Below are 16,157 nucleotides of genomic sequence, written 5' to 3'. Positions count from 1 at the left end.
CTAGCGGGGCGGCGCGGGCTTGTGAACGGGCTGCCGCTTTGGCAAAGTCGCCGATCATGCGCCCGCTTGCCCGCCTTTTGCCAGCCATCGCCGCCGCAGTCGCGCTGTGGCCCGGCGCGGCATCGGCGCAGCTGACGCTGTTTCCCGCCCCGCAGGGCGACGGGCGCGAGCTGTCGGTCTATTCCTCGCTCGACGACGATCTGGCCGCGCCGCTGGTCGCCGCCTTCCAGCGCATCCATCCCGGCGTCGCCGTGCGTTACGAGAACCTGCTGACGACCGAGCTGCACGACCGCATCGTCGCCGAGACGCAGGCGGGCGGCGCCACGGCGGATTTCGCCTTTTCCTCGGCCATGGACCTGCAGGTCAAGCTGGCCAATGACGGCTTCGCCCGGCCGGTCCAGACGCCGCACACGCCCGGCTGGCCGGACTGGGCGAACTGGCGCGATACCGCCTATGCGCTGACCTTCGAGCCCGCAGTCTTTGCCTATCACAAGCCCAGCTTCGCCGATCACCCGCCGCCCGCCACCCGCGCCGACCTGATGCAGTGGATGGCCGAGCACCCGGACGAGGCGCAGGGCCGGATCGGCACCTATGATGTGGCACGCTCGGGCGTGGGCTACCTGTTCCTGGCCCGCGACCAGGAGCTTTATCCGGGCATCTGGTCGGTGGTGCAGGCCATGGGCCGGGCGGGCGTGCGGCAATTCCCGACCTCGGCCGAATTGCTGGAACAGATCGCCGACGGGCGGCTGGCGGTCGGCTACAACCTGCTCGGCTCCTATGCCTCGGACTGGGCGCGCCGGCATCCCGACCTGGGGGTGATCCTGCCGCGCGACTTCACCGTGGTCGTCTCGCGCGTGGCGCTGGTGCCGGCGGCAGCGCGCCAGCCGGGGCTGGGGGCGGATTTCCTGGCCTTCCTGATGTCGCCCGAGGGGCAGGGCCTGCTGTCGCGCACCCTGCGGCTGTCGGCCGTCAGCCTGGAGGTGGCGGGCCAGCCCGGCCCGGCGGGCGGCATGCAGGATCTGGCCGGGCTGCGGCTGAAGCCGGTGCCGGTCAGCCCCGGCCTTCTGGCCTATCTGGACCAGGCGACGCGGGCCAGGCTGCTGGCGCGCTGGAACAAGGCGCTGGCCGGGGAATAATTTTCACCGCGATGTCAGGTCCATGACAGCTTTCTGTGCTGGAAAGGCACAGGGCCCGCCTGCGCGCGGGCCTGCGGAGGACGCCCGCATTCCGGGAGAGATGCGGGCCAGAGCCAGAAAAACGGATAACGGGACCGGCGCAGATGCGCCCGGTTCGATGCGGAGGAAGACCATGAAGCAATTCGTTCTCGCCAGCCTGTTCGCGGCGGCCACGGCCCTGCCGGCCATGGCCGATTACACCATCATCGCCCCGGCCAACCCCGGCGGCGGCTGGGACCAGACCGCCCGCACCATGCAGACCGTGCTGCAAGAGGAAGGCATCTCGAAATCGGTGCAGGTGCAGAACGTGCCCGGCGCCGGCGGCACCATCGGCCTGGCGCAATTCGCCAGCCAGAACAAGGGCAACCCGGACGCGCTGATCGTCGGCGGCTATGTCATGGTCGGCGCCATCCTGACCAACAATTCGCCCGTCTCGCTCAAGGACGTGACCCCCATCGCGCGGCTGACCGGCGAATACGAGGCGATCGTGGTTCCCGCCGCATCGCCCATCCAGGACATCAACGGGCTGATCGAGGCGCTGAAGGCCGATCCCGGCGCGGTCAGCTGGGCCGGCGGCTCGGCCGGCGGCACCGACCATATCGCCGTGGGCCTCATCGCCAAGGCGGCGGGCGTCGATCCGACCAGGATCAACTACATCGCCTATTCCGGCGGCGGCGAGGCGCTGGCGGCGATCCTGGGCAACCAGGTGACGGCCGGCATCTCCTCGCTGGGCGAGTTCGAGGCCCAGATCCAGGCCGGCACGCTGCGGCTGCTGGCCGTCACCTCGCCCGAGCGGCTGGAGGGCGTCGATGCGCCCACCCTGCAAGAGGCCGGGCTGGACGTGACGCTGGAAAACTGGCGCATGGTCGCCGCCGCGCCGGGCCTGTCGGACGAGCAGAAGGCCAAGGTCACCGCCGATATCGAGAAGATGGCCAAGTCGGAAAACTGGCAAAAGCAGCTTTCCGACAAGGGCTGGATGGATACCTATCTGGCCGGTCCCGAATTCGAGGCCCAGCTTGAACAGGATGTCGCCGCGACCGAGGCGATCCTCAAGGACATCGGTCTGGTGAAATGAGCGGCAATCGCCATGAACCGCCGCGCCGCCGGGATACGGCGGCGCTGGTCATCGCCGCCGGGCTGGTGGTGGTTGGGGCCGTGATGCTGTGGGACAGCGCGCGGCTGGCCGATCTGGGCGGCTATTCCGGCATCGGCCCGGCCAGTGTTCCGCGCGTCGTGGGCTTCGCACTGATCGGCCTGGCCGCCTGGACCGCCATCGAGGCCCTGCGCGGCGATTTCCCGCAGCGCCCGCCCCAGAATGCCCTGCCGATCCTGTGGATCATCGCGGGCCTGGCTTTGCAGCTGATGCTGCTGCATGCGGCGGGCTTTTCCATCGCCACGGGCATTCTCTTCGCCTTTACCGCGCGGGCCTTCGGCAAGCGCAACCTGGCGATGACCATTCCCATCGGCATCGTCTTCGCCTTCGTGGTCTGGGCGATCTTCTCGCAACTTCTGATGCTGCATTTGCCCGCCGGGCCGCTTGAGCATCTGGTCTTTCCGCGGGGCTGAGCCATGAGCGCATTCGAATTCCTGATGCAGGGGCTCGGCACCGCCGCCGACCCGATGATGCTGCTTTACGCGCTGATCGGCGTGACGCTGGGCACCGCCGTCGGCGTGCTGCCCGGCATCGGCCCGGCGCTGACCGTGGCGCTGCTGCTGCCTGTCACCTACCGGCTGGACCCGGCCGGCTCGCTCATCATGTTCGCCGGCATCTATTACGGTGGCATGTATGGCGGCTCGACCACCTCGATCCTGCTGAACACGCCGGGCGAAAGCGCCTCGATCATCACCGCGCTGGAAGGCAACAAGATGGCCCGCAAGGGCCGCGGCGGACCGGCGCTGGCCACCGCCGCCATCGGATCCTTCATCGCCGGGCTGATCGCGACGCTGCTGCTGGCCTTCCTGGCGCCCAGCATCGTCAAGCTGGCGCTGGTCTTCGGTCCGCGCGAATATTTCGCGCTGATGGTGCTGGCCTTCGTCACCGTCTCGGCCGCCTTCGGCGATTCGGCCTTGCGCGGGCTGACCTCGCTGTTCCTGGGTCTGGCGCTGGCCTGCGTCGGTATCGACCAGCTGACCGGCCAGGCGCGGCTGTCCTTCGGCATGCCCGAACTGCTGGACGGGATCGAGGTGACGACCATGGCCGTCGCCATGTTCGCCCTGGGCGAGGCGCTGTATATCGCCGGCCAGCGCGTGCAGGTCGATGACGAGGTGACGGCCGTCAAGGGCTCGGTCTGGATGAGCCGCCGCGACTGGGCGCGCTCGTGGAAGCCCTGGCTGCGCGGCACCGCCATCGGCTTTCCCATCGGCGCCATGCCGGCGGGCGGGGCCGAGATCGGCACCTTCCTGTCCTATGCCACCGAAAAGAAGCTGACCAAGCATCCCGAGGAATTCGGCAATGGCGCCATCGAGGGCGTCGCCGGCCCCGAGGCCGCGAACAACGCCAGCGCGGCCGGCACGCTGGTGCCGCTGCTGACGCTGGGCCTGCCCACCTCGGCCACGGCGGCGATCATGCTGGCGGGCTTCCAGCAGTTCGGGCTGCAGCCCGGCCCGCTGCTGTTTGCCACCAACCCGACGCTGGTCTGGGGGCTGATCGCCAGCCTGCTGATCGCAAACGCCATGCTGCTGGTGTTGAACCTGCCGCTGATCGGGCTGTGGGTGAAGCTGCTGACGGTGCCGAAGCCCTGGCTTTACGCCGGCATCCTGCTGTTCGCGACGCTGGGCACCATCGGCGCCAACCCCTCGGCCTTCGAGCTGGGGATGCTCTTGGCCTTCGGCGTGCTGGGCTATGTGATGCGGCTGTTCGGCTATCCGATCGCGCCCATCGTCGTCGGCCTGATCCTGGGCCCGATGGCCGAGCAGCAGCTGCGCCGGGCGCTGTCGATCAGCCAGGGCGACTGGACGACGCTGGTGCAATCGCCCATCGCCGCGGTGCTGCTGGGCATCGCAGCCCTGGCGCTGATCGTGCCGCTGATCCTGCGCGCCCGCGGCAAGGGCGAAATGCTGAGCCAGTTGGCCGGCGAAGAGGACTGACCCCCGCCCGGCCCGACAAGGGCCGGGCCCGCCATGTGCTGGCGTCATGGCCGCCTTGCCGTTTTGCCGCGTTGCAGAAAGGCCGGGCGAGGCCCATCTGTCTGTCATCGAAATACTCGATGAAACCTAGAAGACAGGCAGAAAAATGCACCGCGCTTATCATTCGCTCACCTCGGCCCTTTCGACCCTGCGGGCCGCCATCGCCGTCGCCTCGGCGGCCGAAGCGCATCGCCGCCCCGCCGCAGCCGACCTGCGCCGCCTGGGCATCGACGAAAAGAAATTCGCCGCGATCCATCTTTGATCCGGGCTTGGCGGGCCGCGCCTGCCCCTGCGTCGAAGCGCCCCGATGCGTTTCGGCGCTTTTGTCGGGATCCCGCCAGGTTTTTGTCTATATAGTCTGCTTCGTAGATACGCGAATCAGTGCGCACAGGCATGCAAAGCAATGACAGGCGGCGACCGGCCCAAAGAATTCCCGCATATTCGACGGACCTGCGCAACAGCGACGGCCGCAGTATGGGTGTCCTGATCGTCTCGGTGATGGTGGCGACGCTTTCCGTCCTGGCGGGATGCCTGTTCGGAATTTGCGGCCCGGTCAGCAGCCCGGCGCTCTATGCCGGATCGGGCGTGGCGGCGGTCTTCGTCCTGGCCCTGCTGCGCTGCAAATCCGATGCGGGCTGAGCGCCGGCCCGGACATCCGGCTGCCCCGCGCGCCAAGCTTTCAAGGGCGCGCGTGGCAGGCCGGCTCTACCACAGATGACGGCGCAACGCCTCGCCGTCCTGCGAGGGGGTGGCCGCGTCGCTGCGGGTATCCGTCACGCCGATGTCGCGCAGCAGATGCTCGGGCAGATCGGCCAGCGCCCGGCGCGTCGCCGGATGATCCAGCGCCGCCATCCGGTCCAGGCAAGGCGATAGGCTGGGCTTATCGCGCCGCAGCAGGGCGAACAGCCGCGGCAGGACCGGCAGGAAAGGGCGTTCACGGTCGCATGCAGGATGGTCGGACATTTTCAGCCCTCCTTTCGGTGTCATGGTTGATCCATGACGCGATCATGCTAGTCTGGCGCCGGTTTGACCAACAAAGCCTCGGCAAGCACCCATAAGGCAGCCTTATGTCCATCCCGCCCCTCGCCGCGCTGCGCGCCTTCGAGGCGGTGGCGCGGCACCTGAGCTTCACCCGCGCCGCCGAGGAACTGGGCATGACCCAGGCCGCCGTCAGCTACCAGATCCGCCTGCTCGAAGAACGGCTGGCGACGCCGCTGTTCCTGCGCAAGCCGCGCGGCATCGTGCTGACCGAGACCGGGGCGCTGTTCGCCCGCCCCACCATCGACGCCTTTGACATGCTGCGCGAGGCCTATGCCGACCCTTCGGCGGATTCGGTCTCGACCCTGTCGATCTCGACCGTGCCGACCTTTGCCGGGGCCTGGCTGTCGCCGCGGCTGGGCAAGTTCCAGATGAACAACCCGAACCTGGCCGTGCGGCTGGAGACTGCCGACAACCTGGTCGATTTCGGGCGCGAGGACATCACCGTGGCGATCCGCGCCGGCGACGGCAACTGGCCGGGGCTCGAGACGCATTTCCTGATGCCCATCGAATACACGCCCATGCTGTCGCCCGAACTGGCGAAAAGGCACGATCTGCACGAGCCGGCCGACCTGCTGAAACTGCCGCTGCTGGACCGGGTGGACCCGAACTGGGCGGTCTGGATGCGCGAAGCGGGGGTGGATTTCTGGGAAACCCCGCCCCAGCCGGGCCTGACGCTTTCGACCGACCTGCACGAGGCGCGGGCGGCGCTGGAGGGTTACGGGGTCGCGCTGCTGACGCCGCGCTTCTTCCGTTTCGAACTGGCGACCGGAGGGCTGATCCAGCCTTTCCCGCTGGTGGCGCAGAACGGCCGCAGCTATTGGCTGGTCTATCCCAAGGGCCGCCGCAACCGGCCCAGCATCCGCAGGTTCCGCGCCTTCCTGCTGGACGAGATCGCCCGCGATCCCGGCTAGGCCGGCTGCCCGCGCGGCATGTCGGGCAGCGGAAAGATCCGGTCATAGGCGATGTTGAAGACGAAGTTGTAGACCAGATAGAAGGCCACGATGAACAGGTCCAAAAGCAGCGTCTGCCACAGCGTCATGCCCAGATACCAGGCCATCGGCGGCAACAGCATGACCAGCAGCCCGCCCTCGAACAGCACCGTATGCAGCAGCCGGTGATGCAGCGCCTTGCGGGTATGGCCATGAAGCCGCCGCATCGCATGGTCGAAGCCCAGGTTGAAGACAAAGGTCCAGACCGTCGCCAGCGTCGCCGCCCCCACCCCCACCACACCCATGTCCAGCATCGGCTTGTCGTAAAGCCAGGCCGTCGCCGGGGTGATGATCGCCAGGCCGATGGTCTCGAACATCAGCGCATGCCGCACCCGGTCGGGGAAACTGCGCATCGTCATGATCCGATTCTTTCCGTTGTTGCGTGTTGCGCCGTTTCTATCTTGATTCTCCGCAGAGCCAAGTTAGCTTCCATCTGAAAACGAGATGGATCGATGACCGTATCGCTGGACCAGCTGGAAGCCTTTGTCGCCGCCGCGCAGCACGGCTCGTTCTCGGCGGCCGGGCGGGCGCTGCGCAAGGCGCAGTCGGCGATCAGCACCCAGGTCTCGAACCTGGAGGACGACCTGGGCGTCGCGCTGTTCAGCCGCGAGGGGCGCAACCCGGTGCTGACCCCGGCGGGCGAGCGGCTGCTGGCCGAGGCCCGGGTAGTGCTGGACCGCCGCGAGCACCTGATCGGCGTCGCCGCCAGCCTGACCGCGCATGTCGAGCACCGGCTGGTCGTCGCCATCGACGAGCTTTACCCCGAACAGCCCCTGGGCACGCTTTTCGCCGATTTCGCCGCGCATTTCCCGCATGTCGAGCTGGAACTGCTGTTCCCGATGATGGAGGATGTCAGCCGGCTGGTGCTGGACGGCAAGGCCGATATCGGTGTGATGTGGCGCCAGGAAATCCTGCCGACCGAGATTGCCTTTCACACCCTGGGCTGGGTGCCCCTGAAGCTCGTTTGCGGCAAGGATCATCCGCTGGCGCATACGCTCGTCGATTGGGAAGAACTCAAGCGCCACCGCCAGTTGATGGTGGCGGTGCGCAGCGAGGGGCCGGAAAAGCAGCGCCTGCGCACGGCGGCCGAGGTCTGGTGGGTCGAAAGCCACTGGGTCATCCTGCAAATGGTCCGGCAGGGCATCGGCTGGGCGCTGGTCCCGGACCATATCATCGAGAGTTCTCCGGTCCGCGACGACCTGGTGACGCCACCGCTGCAATTCGACGGCGCCGACTGGCCGGTGGCGCTGGAACTGGTCTGGCACAAGCAGCGCCCCAGCGGCCCAGCCGCGCGCTGGCTGCGCGCGCGCTTTGCCGCCATGCGGATCAACGGCCTGCCGGGCCCCGCCGCGACTAGAGCGAATTTGACGAACACCGGGTCGCTTTGAGGATTCACGCGATGAACAATGTCTGATTCACTGCTCCTGTGATTTGCCAGGAGGAGATGATGACGAGGAGCCTAAGACGAGGAGCCTGAGCGGAGACCTTCGCGGTCGGGTAATTGCCGCGATCGAAGATGGGGTTTCGACGCGGGAGGCGGCACGACGCTTCCGCATCGGCATCTCGACGGCCGGGGCCTGGTATCGCCGCTATCGCGAGACCGGCGAGATGGAAGCGCGCAAGCAGGGACAGCCGTCGCGCTCGAAGCTTGATACGCACGCGGCCTTCATTCCGGGCCTCATCGAGAAGACACCGGACATCACTCTTGCTGAGATCGGCGAGCGCCTTGCTGGCGAGCGCGGCGTGCGGGTGGCGCCCTCGACGGTCTGGCTGTTTCTTGACCGGCGCGGCATCACGTTCAAAAAAAGACGGCCAAAAAAAGACGGCGCATGCCTCAGAGCAGCAGCGTCCCGATGTCTTGCGCCGCCGCATAGCCTGGTTCGACGGCCAGCTCGATCTCGATCCCGAGAGGCTCATCTTCATCGATGAGACCGCGGCATCCACGAAGATGGCGCGGCTGCGAGGACGAGCGCCATGTGGCGAGCGATGCCGGGCGCCCATTCCACACGGACATTGGAAGACCACCACCTTTACCGCGGGCCTGCGGCTATCTGGCATGGCGGCACCGATGCTGCTCGATGGGCCAATGAACGGACCAGCCTTCCTCGCCTATGCCGAGCAGGTGCTCGCACCAGAGCTGCGCCCCGGTGACGTCGTGGTCATGGATAATCTGCCCGCCCACAAGATCAGCGGCGTGCGCGACGCCATCGAAAAAGTTGGAGCACGGCTCCTGTTCCGCCCGCCATACTCGCCGGACTTTAACCCCATCGAGATGGCTTTCTCCAAGCTCAAGGCACTGCTCAGAAAGGTCGCTGCCAGAACCGTTGACGATCTCTGGTCAGCCGTCGCCGACTGTCTATCCGCCTTCACCCCCGAGGAATGCCGGAACTACTTCGAGCCCGCCGGATATGACCCGGACTAAGTCGAATCCGCGCTAGCCGGGCAAGACGGTGATGGTGCTGCTGCACGACATCGCCTTCACCTCCTGCCGGTCCGACCGCATCGTCGCGATGCGGCAGGGCCGCAGCTTCGCCGCCGAAGCCCCGACCCGGATCCTCGCCTCCGAACTGCTGGGAGAGCTTTACGAGACGCGGATCGCCATGCGCGAGATCGACGGCCTGCGGATCGCGCTTCTCTACGGCAGATCTCAAACATGCCACCGCATGTTCAGGCCGGAGCCGCTGGCCGGCGATGGAAAGCCGGGGTCGCAAACCTCGGCCAGCCTTTCCCGGAACAGAGCTGGCCGATGGCCGGACCTTTTTCCCGCCCGATCATCGCCCCCACCCGGGAGACCGCGGAAACCATGGTGCTGCTGGACCCGATCACCCTGCGGGCACTCGCCGCCGACCGCAACGCCGGCCGATATGTCGCCGCGGCCGAGCTCGAGCGGGTAACGGGCGGCGGGCAAGGCAGGTGGTGTCCCCGCCAGGCCCGCGCGGGGGCGGGTCGCGCCGATCGCCTCAATCCCGGCCTCCCGCATGCAGCCCGGCCGCAAAGGCCGCCTCCAGCCGCTTGCGATGGGCCCGCGGCACGGTGACGGTGGACCCGTTCCAAAGCGTCAGCAGCAGCCTGCTGTCGGGCAGAGGCGCATGGTCGACGATGGCGTCGTAGCTGAGCCAATAGGACCGATGCACCCGCATCCCCGCATCCTCGGGCAGTTGCGAGACCGCGTCCGACAGGCGATAGCGCACCAGCACCTCCTGCTCCTTGGTAATGATACGGATGTAATGCTCCTCGGCCCGGATCAGCCGCAAGGCGGATACCGGCCAGCTGTAGCTGCCGAACCGCACCGTGCGCGGCGGGGGCGGCACCGGCGGCGGGGGTGGCTGCCGCAGCATGGGCACCGGCAGTTGATGCGCCGCGGGCCCCTGCTGCGATGTGGATGGCATCGGGGCCGACAGTTGCGGCGCTGCCTGGAGCGCCGCTTGGGGCGCCGCCTGCGGCGGGGGCAACCACGGCCGCGCCTCGGCCGGATTGGGCGCGGCCGGTTCGGCAGGCGCTTCCGAACGGATTCGGTCCCAATGGGTCCAGCCGCTCTGGGCGAAGGCCCTGGTGCGGGGCAGCACGAAGATCGAGAACAGGATTTCCAGGTTCAGGATCACGAAGTAGATCAGGACGAATTCTTCCGTAAGCGGCTTGAAATTGGACCAGGCCGGCCCGACCATGACCGGATTGTAGACCCGCGAAAAGCCCAGCGTGGCCAGCAACGCGATCAACGTGATCAGCGGCACCGGAACGACCAGCCGCGGCCAGCGACGACAGGCCTTTTCCATCAGCAGCAGCACCGCGACCAAGACCACGTAAAAGAACAATACCATGGCCCCGAATACGATCACGAATTCCCACCACGGCGGCTGCGGTTCGATGGGAACCGGGTAAAGATAGGCAACCAAGACGCCGGAAATCGCATAAAAAATCAGGAAATGACGGTCCGTCACTACACTCCAGCTCTGTGCCGATGTCACCGAAAGCCTACGTCCCGTCAACAGGACGACATTGATTCGAGAATCGGCCAGGCGGCTGCTTCGCATGTCCCGCGCCGATGGAGCCGAATTCGACATGTCCGTCTTTACCCGATCCGTCTTTTCGTTGATCATGGACGGGCTATTTAACCACTTTACGCCAGCACTCAACCCAGGGGCAGGGTCGGCCGGGGCCTGGAGCTGGTTTTTTGGCAGCCCTGCCAAGGGATTCGCCCCGGAACCACTGTCGGAAACCTCGTCTGATGGTAGGGAATGGGGCATCTTTCACCACCATATGCTATTTCACGCTACGCCAGATGTATCAGGGAAGTGTTAATTTCCCGTTAATGTCATTCCATGACAATCGAGCTGCAATCGACGACATTTTATTCATTTGTCATGTCGCTCCACGGCATCGCGCTGGGAAGCGCGCCCCCCCTCGGTTAGCAAGCTTCTACCCTAGGCTGGACGCAATCCGAATGCGACCAGCCTTCAGTGTGCAAAATGGTTGGAGCCCGCCGTGTCGGAAGTTGGTGTGTTTTTTAAAGTTTACGGGCAGCCCGCCCTCGTTTTCCCCGGTGTTCGCATCGTGAAGGCCCGGATCCATAGCGGAGATAAGAAATGACGAATCGGATCAACAACGTCTTCTATATCGGAAACCGGCCCATCCTGGACACGGTGCAGGGCAACGGCATCATGGAAGGCGCCGCCGAATTGCTTGGCCGCTATGATCATGGCACTGGCTTTCAATACTACAATCTTCAGACCCAGCACGATCCATTGAACGTAGATGCGGTGCTGTGGACCAATGACTATCTCGCCGGCATATATCCTGGTGGACTCTATAACGAAGGTTTCGCGAACACGCCCAGCGGTGGTTTCAGCGAGCTGGATTCGCAGCAGCTTTTCTGGGCCGATGTCACCTATGTCGATATCGACGGGTTGACCAAGACCATGACCAACGTCGCCATGAACGTCTATCAGACCGAGAATGGCGACACCTTCATGGCACCCACCGCCGAGATCATCGGCGGACCGGATCGGGCGGTGGTGGGCGACCCCGGCGAGACCATCCCCAGCATCCTGAGCGGCAAGAACATCCTTTCGGTCGAACTGACCTCGATGCGCAACGACCTGATTGGCCAGGACAACGCGATCTACGACTGGGAATCCGTCCATGACACGGTGAAGGTGTTCTACCTTGGCAACAAGGACATCCTGGATACCATCCAAGGCAATGGCACGTTGGAGGGCGCCGCATCCTTGCTGGGCGGCTACAAGGCCGTCAACGGTGTGCCGGGCAACGGGCAGTTCACGTTCCACGAATTGTGGGTGGCACAAGACCCGCTCGCGCTGGACGATCTGATGGCGACCAACGATTACGGCGCAAGCGCCCTGGTCCCGGACGGCACCTATGACGACGGTTTTGGCAATGCGCCCTCCGGCGGGCAGGGTGCCAGCAGTTTCAGCGAAATCGACGGCCAGCAGCTTTTCTGGGGCAACGTCTATTATATCGACGGCGCCGGAAACGAGCAGGTTCTGACAAACATCGCGCTCAGCGTCTATCAGCTGGAAAATGGCGACGTGTTTGCCGCACCCTCCGGCGACATCGTTGGCGGGGACGGCACGTTCGGCGATCCGGGAGAGCTGCTGCCCAGCAAGCTGGCCGGGCTCAAGATCTCGCGCATCGAACTGACGTCGCTGCGCAACGACGCGATCGGCAAGGACAGCCTGCTTTTAGACTGGGAATCGCTGGACAGCACCACCACCCTGCATCCGGTCGAGGCAGCCACCGGCGATCCGCTCCGCAACACCAGCGACCAGAACGACCAGATCACCGGCCAGGTCGGCAGCACCGCCGTGACCGGCGGCCACGGGCTGGCGTTCTACATCGGCAACCGGCCCATCCTGGACACGGTCCAGGGCAACGGCGTGATGGAAGGGTCGTCGGCTCTGCTCGGCTATTATGGCCATGGGACCGGTTTCACCTATCAAGGTGTCCAACCCGTCCATGAGGTCATCGACCACCTGGTCGCGTCGAACGACTGGGGCGCCAGCGCCTCCGCGCCCGATGGATTGCTGAACGAAGGTTTCCTTGGCGCTGACGGCACCTTCAGCGAACTCGACTCGCAGCAGTTGTTCTTTGGCAATGTCTATTACCGCGACATCGACGGAATCGAGAAGGTTCTGAAGAATGTCGCCTTCAACGCCTACCAACTTGAAAACGGCGACACCTACGTCGCGCCGACCGCCGAAATCGTGGGCGGTGAGGGCAATCTGGTCGCCGGCGACGGCGGCATCATCCTGGCCAGCATCCTGAGCGGCAAGGACATTCTGGGTTTCGAACTGACCTCGGTCCGCCCCGACGCCATTGGCCAGGACAACCTCGTTTACGACTGGGAGGCGACCCATGATGTCGTGAATACCTTCTACCTTGGCAACAAGGAAATCCTCGACACCCATCAGGGCGACGGGACGATGGAAGAGGCAGCCCGGTTGCTGGGAAGCTATACCGGCACGGCGGGGATGCCGGGCGACAACCAGTTCACGATCCATCAGCTCTGGGTCCGCCACGATCCTCTGGCGAATGACGGGCTTTTGGCTACGAACGACTACGGCGCCACCGCGACCAACCCCGACGGACTCTATGACGAGGGCTTCGCCAATACCCCCTCTGGCGGCCAGAACGGATCGAGCTTCAGCGAACTCGACTCGCAGCAGCTGTTCTGGGGCAACGTCTATTACATCGACGGCAATGGCCAGGAAAAGGTTCTGAACGATATCGCGCTGAACGTGTATCAGCTTGAAAACGGTGATGTCTTCGCGGTCCCGACCCACGAAATCGTTGGCGGAGACGGCACGTTCAGCGATCCGGGAGAGCTGCTGCCCAGCAAGCTGGCCGGGCTCAAGATCTCGCGCATCGAACTGACGTCGCTGCGCAATGACTTGATCGGCAAGGACAGCCTGCTTTACGACTGGGAATCGCTGGATGCCGGCACCACGCTTCAGGAAGGGCGCGACGGCATCGTGGATGGCACCCCAGGCGACGACAACATGGGGCCCGGCTATACCGACCACCAGGGCGATCAAATCGACGGCACCGACGGGCTGGACGACATCATCAAGGCGGGTGCGGGCAACGATACCGTCAACGGCGGCCTGGGCAACGACCACATCGAAGGCGGCGAGGGCAACGACAGCCTGGACGGCAGAGATGGCAACGACTCGCTCTATGGCGGCGCCGGCAATGACTCGCTCTATGGCGGCAGCGGCGACGACTTGCTCGATGGCGGCGATGGCGACGACTACCTGACCGGCGCCACTGGCAACGACACGCTGATCGGCGGTGCGGGCGACGACACGCTGGAGGGCGGTACGGGCGACGATTCTCTGGACGGTGGCCTGGGCAACGACACCTTGCGGGGCTCCGACGGCAACGACACGCTGATCGGCGGCGATGGCAACGACAGCCTGCACGGCGGGGCCGACAACGATATCCTGGACGGCGGCACCGGCAACGACACGCTGATCGGCGGCAAGGGCTCGGATACGCTGACCGGTGGTGCGGGCGCCGACCGCTTCGTCGTCGATGACGGCGGCGACCTGATCACCGATTTCGACGCCGTTACCGGCATCGGGGACGGTCAGGCCGACAACAACGACTTCGTCGACCTTGCCGCCTTCTACAACGATACCACGCTGGCAGCCTGGAATGCCGCCAATCCGGGGCAGACCTACAAGAACGCCCTGCACTGGCTGCGCGCGGATCAGGACGACGGCGTGCTGGATGCGGTCGGCGGGCTGCGCATCCTGGACGGTGCCGGCAATCCCGTCCAGGCCAGCCAGCTGACCACGGAAAACACCGGCGTCGTCTGCTTCCTGCGCGGCACCCTGATCAAGACCGAGGATGGCGAGATTCCCGTCGAGAAGCTGGAACCCGGCATGAAAGTCATGACGCTGGACCACGGCTACAAGGAGCTTTCCTGGATCGGCAAACGCGTGCTTTCGGCCGAGGAACTGGCCGAACAGCCCAAGCTGCGCCCGATCCGCATCCGCGCCGAGGCCCTGGGCGAGAACCTGCCCGAGCGCGACCTGATCGTCTCGCCCCAGCACCGGGTGCTGCTGCGCTCGGTCGTGGCGCGGCGGATGGTCGGCGAGGCCGAGGTCCTACTGGCCGCGCGGCACCTGCTGGGTCTGGACGGCGTCGAGGTGGTCGAGGACATGCAGGAAGTGGAATACTGGCACTTCATGTTCGACCGGCACGAGGTGGTCTTCTCGAACGGTGCGCCCACGGAAAGCCTGTTCACCGGCCCCGAGGCGATGAAGGCGCTGGGGCCGGAGGCGCGGGAAGAGATCTTCACGCTCTTCCCGGAACTGGCCCGGCCCGAACGCGAGGCGCCGATCGCGGCCCGGCTGCTGCTGCGCGGCCGGCAGGGGCGGCACCTGGTGCAACGCTTGGTCACCAATGGCAAGCAACCGTTCACTTGGGGCAAGGTGGGCTGATGCTGACCGGGGCGGGCCTGCGGCCATGCCCCGGACCATGGCGACCAGGCGGTCGGAGGGGACGGAAACAGCCGTCGCGCCGACCGCAAGGCCCTGGCGGTGGCCGAGCAGCGCCGACAGGGCCCCAATCCCCGCAGCGGCAGGACCATCTTGCCGTTTGGCGCAAGAACAAGAAGGCCGGCAGCCCCGCCCCGCGCGGGGCGGTGCTGGATCGGATGCTTTGACACGTCACGGTGCGAACCGGTTGCGGCGCCTCGCTCGCATCGCCTCGGGGCGGCGAGCGACGCGGCGTGGCGGACCGCGGCCGGAAGGGAACAGATCCGCAAAGGCGATACGGAACCGGAGGCAACCATGCTTGCAGAACACATCCCCGTTCAGGTCCGCCGCAGCGGGACCATGGTGCCCGTGCAATCCCTGCGCGTCGGAGATATGCTTTTCGATCCGCTTTCCGGCGATCATGTCGAGATCCTTGACATTTTCTGCAACTGCTCGCCGGACATGCCGGGCCTGCTGTTCGGCATCGCGCAGGGTCGCCTGGGGTCGGGCCGCTCCTCGCACGGGGTTGCGGTCTCGCTGCACTGGCAGGTTCCGGTTCCGGGAATGCCGGACGGGGACGAGAACCCGGCCTGCCTCGACAGGCCGACCGCCGCGCGGCTTGACATCCGGCTGCCAGAGGATGCCACGCTGTTCGCCATCTTTCCCGAACGCGACTGCTTCATGATGTCCTGCGGTTTCTGTTTGCGCGTGTTGGCGCCCTATCCATCCCCTTTGCACTGAAGGAACCGCGCCATGGAAAAGTGCTTGCAGGATCCTCTCTGCCGATACGAAATCATTCACGAGGGCGGCTTTCCGACCGGGATCGTCATCCTTGCGATTCTGACGGCCCTGGCGGCCGCAGGGCTGGTCTGGCTGGTGGGCGGGGGGCTGCTGTGGATCATCGCCACCTATTGCCTGACCGGATCGGTGGCGCTGCTGGCGCTGGCCTGGTATCACGCCAGCCATTCCCCCGGCGATCACGCCTGCCCATGCGGCAGCCTTGAGGCCGAAGGCCCGCCCTGCCGCACCCTCGCCAGGGGTCGATCCCGCTAACGCACCGCCAAGCAGGGTCAATGCCCGGCGCTGCGCACGGCTTCGGGGGCATCGGCCCATGGCCCGCCGCCGGGCGCAGAGCCTTGCCCCCGCCCTGTCTTCCCCCTGCCCCATCACGGGATGCGCGATCCTCGCAGGGCCCCGGCCCGGTCAGCCCTTGTCCCCGGCCGCTGCACGCAGCTTCGGCCCCCGGAAAGCCGCAGGGCCGAGCCGAGACCCGGCCCGAAGGTCGCGCCGATATCCCGCACCAGCTTTTCCCGAGCGGCCAGGGC

At 66.0% G+C, this 16,157-nt stretch carries 15 protein-coding genes; 12 read left to right on the top strand and 3 right to left on the bottom strand.

Annotated elements, in window-relative coordinates:
- Positions 1 to 56 precede the first annotated feature (56 nt).
- From ACNKFW_RS01700 to ACNKFW_RS01675, 6 genes are all read left to right on the top strand, one after another.
- Positions 57 to 1,136, top strand: a complete 1,080-nt coding sequence (locus ACNKFW_RS01700; RefSeq protein WP_051481135.1) for an ABC transporter substrate-binding protein — start codon at positions 57 to 59, stop codon at positions 1,134 to 1,136.
- Between the two features lie 172 nt (positions 1,137 to 1,308).
- The gene (locus tag ACNKFW_RS01695) at positions 1,309 to 2,250 is read left to right on the top strand and encodes a Bug family tripartite tricarboxylate transporter substrate binding protein (RefSeq protein WP_024845450.1); all 942 of its coding nucleotides are present in this window, start codon (positions 1,309 to 1,311) and stop codon (positions 2,248 to 2,250) included.
- A complete protein-coding gene (locus tag ACNKFW_RS01690) occupies positions 2,247 to 2,741 on the top strand; it encodes a tripartite tricarboxylate transporter TctB family protein (protein WP_024845451.1) in 495 nt (164 codons plus the stop codon). Before ACNKFW_RS01695 ends, ACNKFW_RS01690 begins: the two co-directional genes overlap by 4 nt.
- Before the next feature lie 3 nt (positions 2,742 to 2,744).
- The gene (locus ACNKFW_RS01685; protein ID WP_024845452.1) at positions 2,745 to 4,262 is read left to right on the top strand and encodes a tripartite tricarboxylate transporter permease; all 1,518 of its coding nucleotides are present in this window, start codon (positions 2,745 to 2,747) and stop codon (positions 4,260 to 4,262) included.
- Between the two features lie 145 nt (positions 4,263 to 4,407).
- Complete coding sequence (locus ACNKFW_RS01680; RefSeq protein WP_167521799.1) at positions 4,408 to 4,563, top strand: hypothetical protein; 156 nt, start codon at positions 4,408 to 4,410, stop codon at positions 4,561 to 4,563.
- A 212-nt stretch (positions 4,564 to 4,775) separates the two neighbouring features.
- Positions 4,776 to 4,940, top strand: coding sequence for a hypothetical protein (locus tag ACNKFW_RS01675; RefSeq protein ID WP_418024589.1), 165 nt, complete (start codon positions 4,776 to 4,778; stop codon positions 4,938 to 4,940).
- 66 nt (positions 4,941 to 5,006) lie between these two features.
- Here the strand turns inward: ACNKFW_RS01675 and ACNKFW_RS01670 are convergent, their stop codons facing one another.
- Entirely contained in the window at positions 5,007 to 5,264 is a 258-nt protein-coding gene (locus tag ACNKFW_RS01670) for a DUF1127 domain-containing protein (protein ID WP_024845453.1), read from the bottom strand.
- A gap of 104 nt (positions 5,265 to 5,368) precedes the next feature.
- Here ACNKFW_RS01670 and ACNKFW_RS01665 point away from each other — a divergent pair, with 104 nt between their 5' ends.
- Positions 5,369 to 6,253: a LysR substrate-binding domain-containing protein gene (locus ACNKFW_RS01665; protein WP_024845454.1), complete on the top strand. Its 885-nt coding sequence runs from the start codon at positions 5,369 to 5,371 to the stop codon at positions 6,251 to 6,253.
- Here the strand turns inward: ACNKFW_RS01665 and ACNKFW_RS01660 are convergent.
- On the bottom strand, positions 6,250 to 6,690 hold the full coding sequence (locus ACNKFW_RS01660) for a PACE efflux transporter (protein WP_024845455.1): 441 nt from the start codon (positions 6,688 to 6,690) through the stop codon (positions 6,250 to 6,252). The genes ACNKFW_RS01665 and ACNKFW_RS01660 overlap by 4 nt on opposite strands.
- A 93-nt stretch (positions 6,691 to 6,783) precedes the next feature.
- Here ACNKFW_RS01660 and ACNKFW_RS01655 point away from each other — a divergent pair, with 93 nt between their 5' ends.
- Positions 6,784 to 7,719 carry a LysR family transcriptional regulator gene (locus ACNKFW_RS01655; RefSeq protein ID WP_418024587.1) on the top strand — a complete coding sequence of 312 codons (936 nt, stop codon included), beginning with the start codon at positions 6,784 to 6,786 and terminating at the stop codon, positions 7,717 to 7,719.
- Positions 7,720 to 7,762: 43 nt separating this feature from the next.
- A protein-coding gene (locus tag ACNKFW_RS01650) for an IS630 family transposase (protein WP_418024134.1) occupies positions 7,763 to 8,753 on the top strand; the annotation gives its coding sequence in 2 pieces (ribosomal slippage) (positions 7,763 to 8,128 and positions 8,130 to 8,753; 990 coding nt in all).
- A 538-nt stretch (positions 8,754 to 9,291) separates the two neighbouring features.
- Here the strand turns inward: ACNKFW_RS01650 and ACNKFW_RS01645 are convergent.
- Entirely contained in the window at positions 9,292 to 10,428 is a 1,137-nt protein-coding gene (locus ACNKFW_RS01645; RefSeq protein ID WP_418024585.1) for a LytTR family DNA-binding domain-containing protein, read from the bottom strand.
- A 486-nt stretch (positions 10,429 to 10,914) separates the two neighbouring features.
- On the opposite strand from ACNKFW_RS01645, the gene ACNKFW_RS01640 reads away from it, so the two are divergent.
- From ACNKFW_RS01640 to ACNKFW_RS01630, 3 genes are all read left to right on the top strand, one after another.
- Complete coding sequence (locus ACNKFW_RS01640) at positions 10,915 to 14,796, top strand: Hint domain-containing protein (RefSeq protein WP_418024583.1); 3,882 nt, start codon at positions 10,915 to 10,917, stop codon at positions 14,794 to 14,796.
- Between the two features lie 99 nt (positions 14,797 to 14,895).
- The gene (locus tag ACNKFW_RS01635; RefSeq protein ID WP_418024581.1) at positions 14,896 to 15,573 is read left to right on the top strand and encodes a hypothetical protein; all 678 of its coding nucleotides are present in this window, start codon (positions 14,896 to 14,898) and stop codon (positions 15,571 to 15,573) included.
- Positions 15,574 to 15,597: 24 nt separating this feature from the next.
- Positions 15,598 to 15,885 (top strand): hypothetical protein, encoded by a 288-nt coding sequence (locus tag ACNKFW_RS01630; RefSeq protein WP_374327388.1) that lies wholly within the window; start codon positions 15,598 to 15,600, stop codon positions 15,883 to 15,885.
- Positions 15,886 to 16,157: the final 272 nt, after the last annotated feature.

It is taken from the genome of Paracoccus sp. TD-10 (assembly GCF_048270675.1).
Classification (GTDB): domain Bacteria; phylum Pseudomonadota; class Alphaproteobacteria; order Rhodobacterales; family Rhodobacteraceae; genus Paracoccus; species Paracoccus pantotrophus.
The sequence above is the reverse complement of the archived record's forward strand: the minus strand, read 5'-3'. Positions and strand labels throughout refer to the sequence as shown.

What these genes read in the sequence shown, in the direction of transcription:
- ACNKFW_RS01700 (WP_051481135.1), top strand. Translation starts at nt 57, where the DNA reads ATGCGCCCGCTTGCCCGCCTTTTGCCAGCCATCGCCGCCGCAGTCGCG.
- ACNKFW_RS01695 (WP_024845450.1), top strand. Translation starts at nt 1,309, where the DNA reads ATGAAGCAATTCGTTCTCGCCAGCCTGTTCGCGGCGGCCACGGCCCTG.
- ACNKFW_RS01690 (WP_024845451.1), top strand. Translation starts at nt 2,247, where the DNA reads ATGAGCGGCAATCGCCATGAACCGCCGCGCCGCCGGGATACGGCGGCG.
- ACNKFW_RS01685 (WP_024845452.1), top strand. Translation starts at nt 2,745, where the DNA reads ATGAGCGCATTCGAATTCCTGATGCAGGGGCTCGGCACCGCCGCCGAC.
- ACNKFW_RS01680 (WP_167521799.1), top strand. Translation starts at nt 4,408, where the DNA reads ATGCACCGCGCTTATCATTCGCTCACCTCGGCCCTTTCGACCCTGCGG.
- ACNKFW_RS01675 (WP_418024589.1), top strand. Translation starts at nt 4,776, where the DNA reads ATGGGTGTCCTGATCGTCTCGGTGATGGTGGCGACGCTTTCCGTCCTG.
- ACNKFW_RS01670 (WP_024845453.1), bottom strand. Translation starts at nt 5,264, where the DNA reads ATGTCCGACCATCCTGCATGCGACCGTGAACGCCCTTTCCTGCCGGTC.
- ACNKFW_RS01665 (WP_024845454.1), top strand. Translation starts at nt 5,369, where the DNA reads ATGTCCATCCCGCCCCTCGCCGCGCTGCGCGCCTTCGAGGCGGTGGCG.
- ACNKFW_RS01660 (WP_024845455.1), bottom strand. Translation starts at nt 6,690, where the DNA reads ATGACGATGCGCAGTTTCCCCGACCGGGTGCGGCATGCGCTGATGTTC.
- ACNKFW_RS01655 (WP_418024587.1), top strand. Translation starts at nt 6,784, where the DNA reads ATGACCGTATCGCTGGACCAGCTGGAAGCCTTTGTCGCCGCCGCGCAG.
- ACNKFW_RS01645 (WP_418024585.1), bottom strand. Translation starts at nt 10,428, where the DNA reads ATGATCAACGAAAAGACGGATCGGGTAAAGACGGACATGTCGAATTCG.
- ACNKFW_RS01640 (WP_418024583.1), top strand. Translation starts at nt 10,915, where the DNA reads ATGACGAATCGGATCAACAACGTCTTCTATATCGGAAACCGGCCCATC.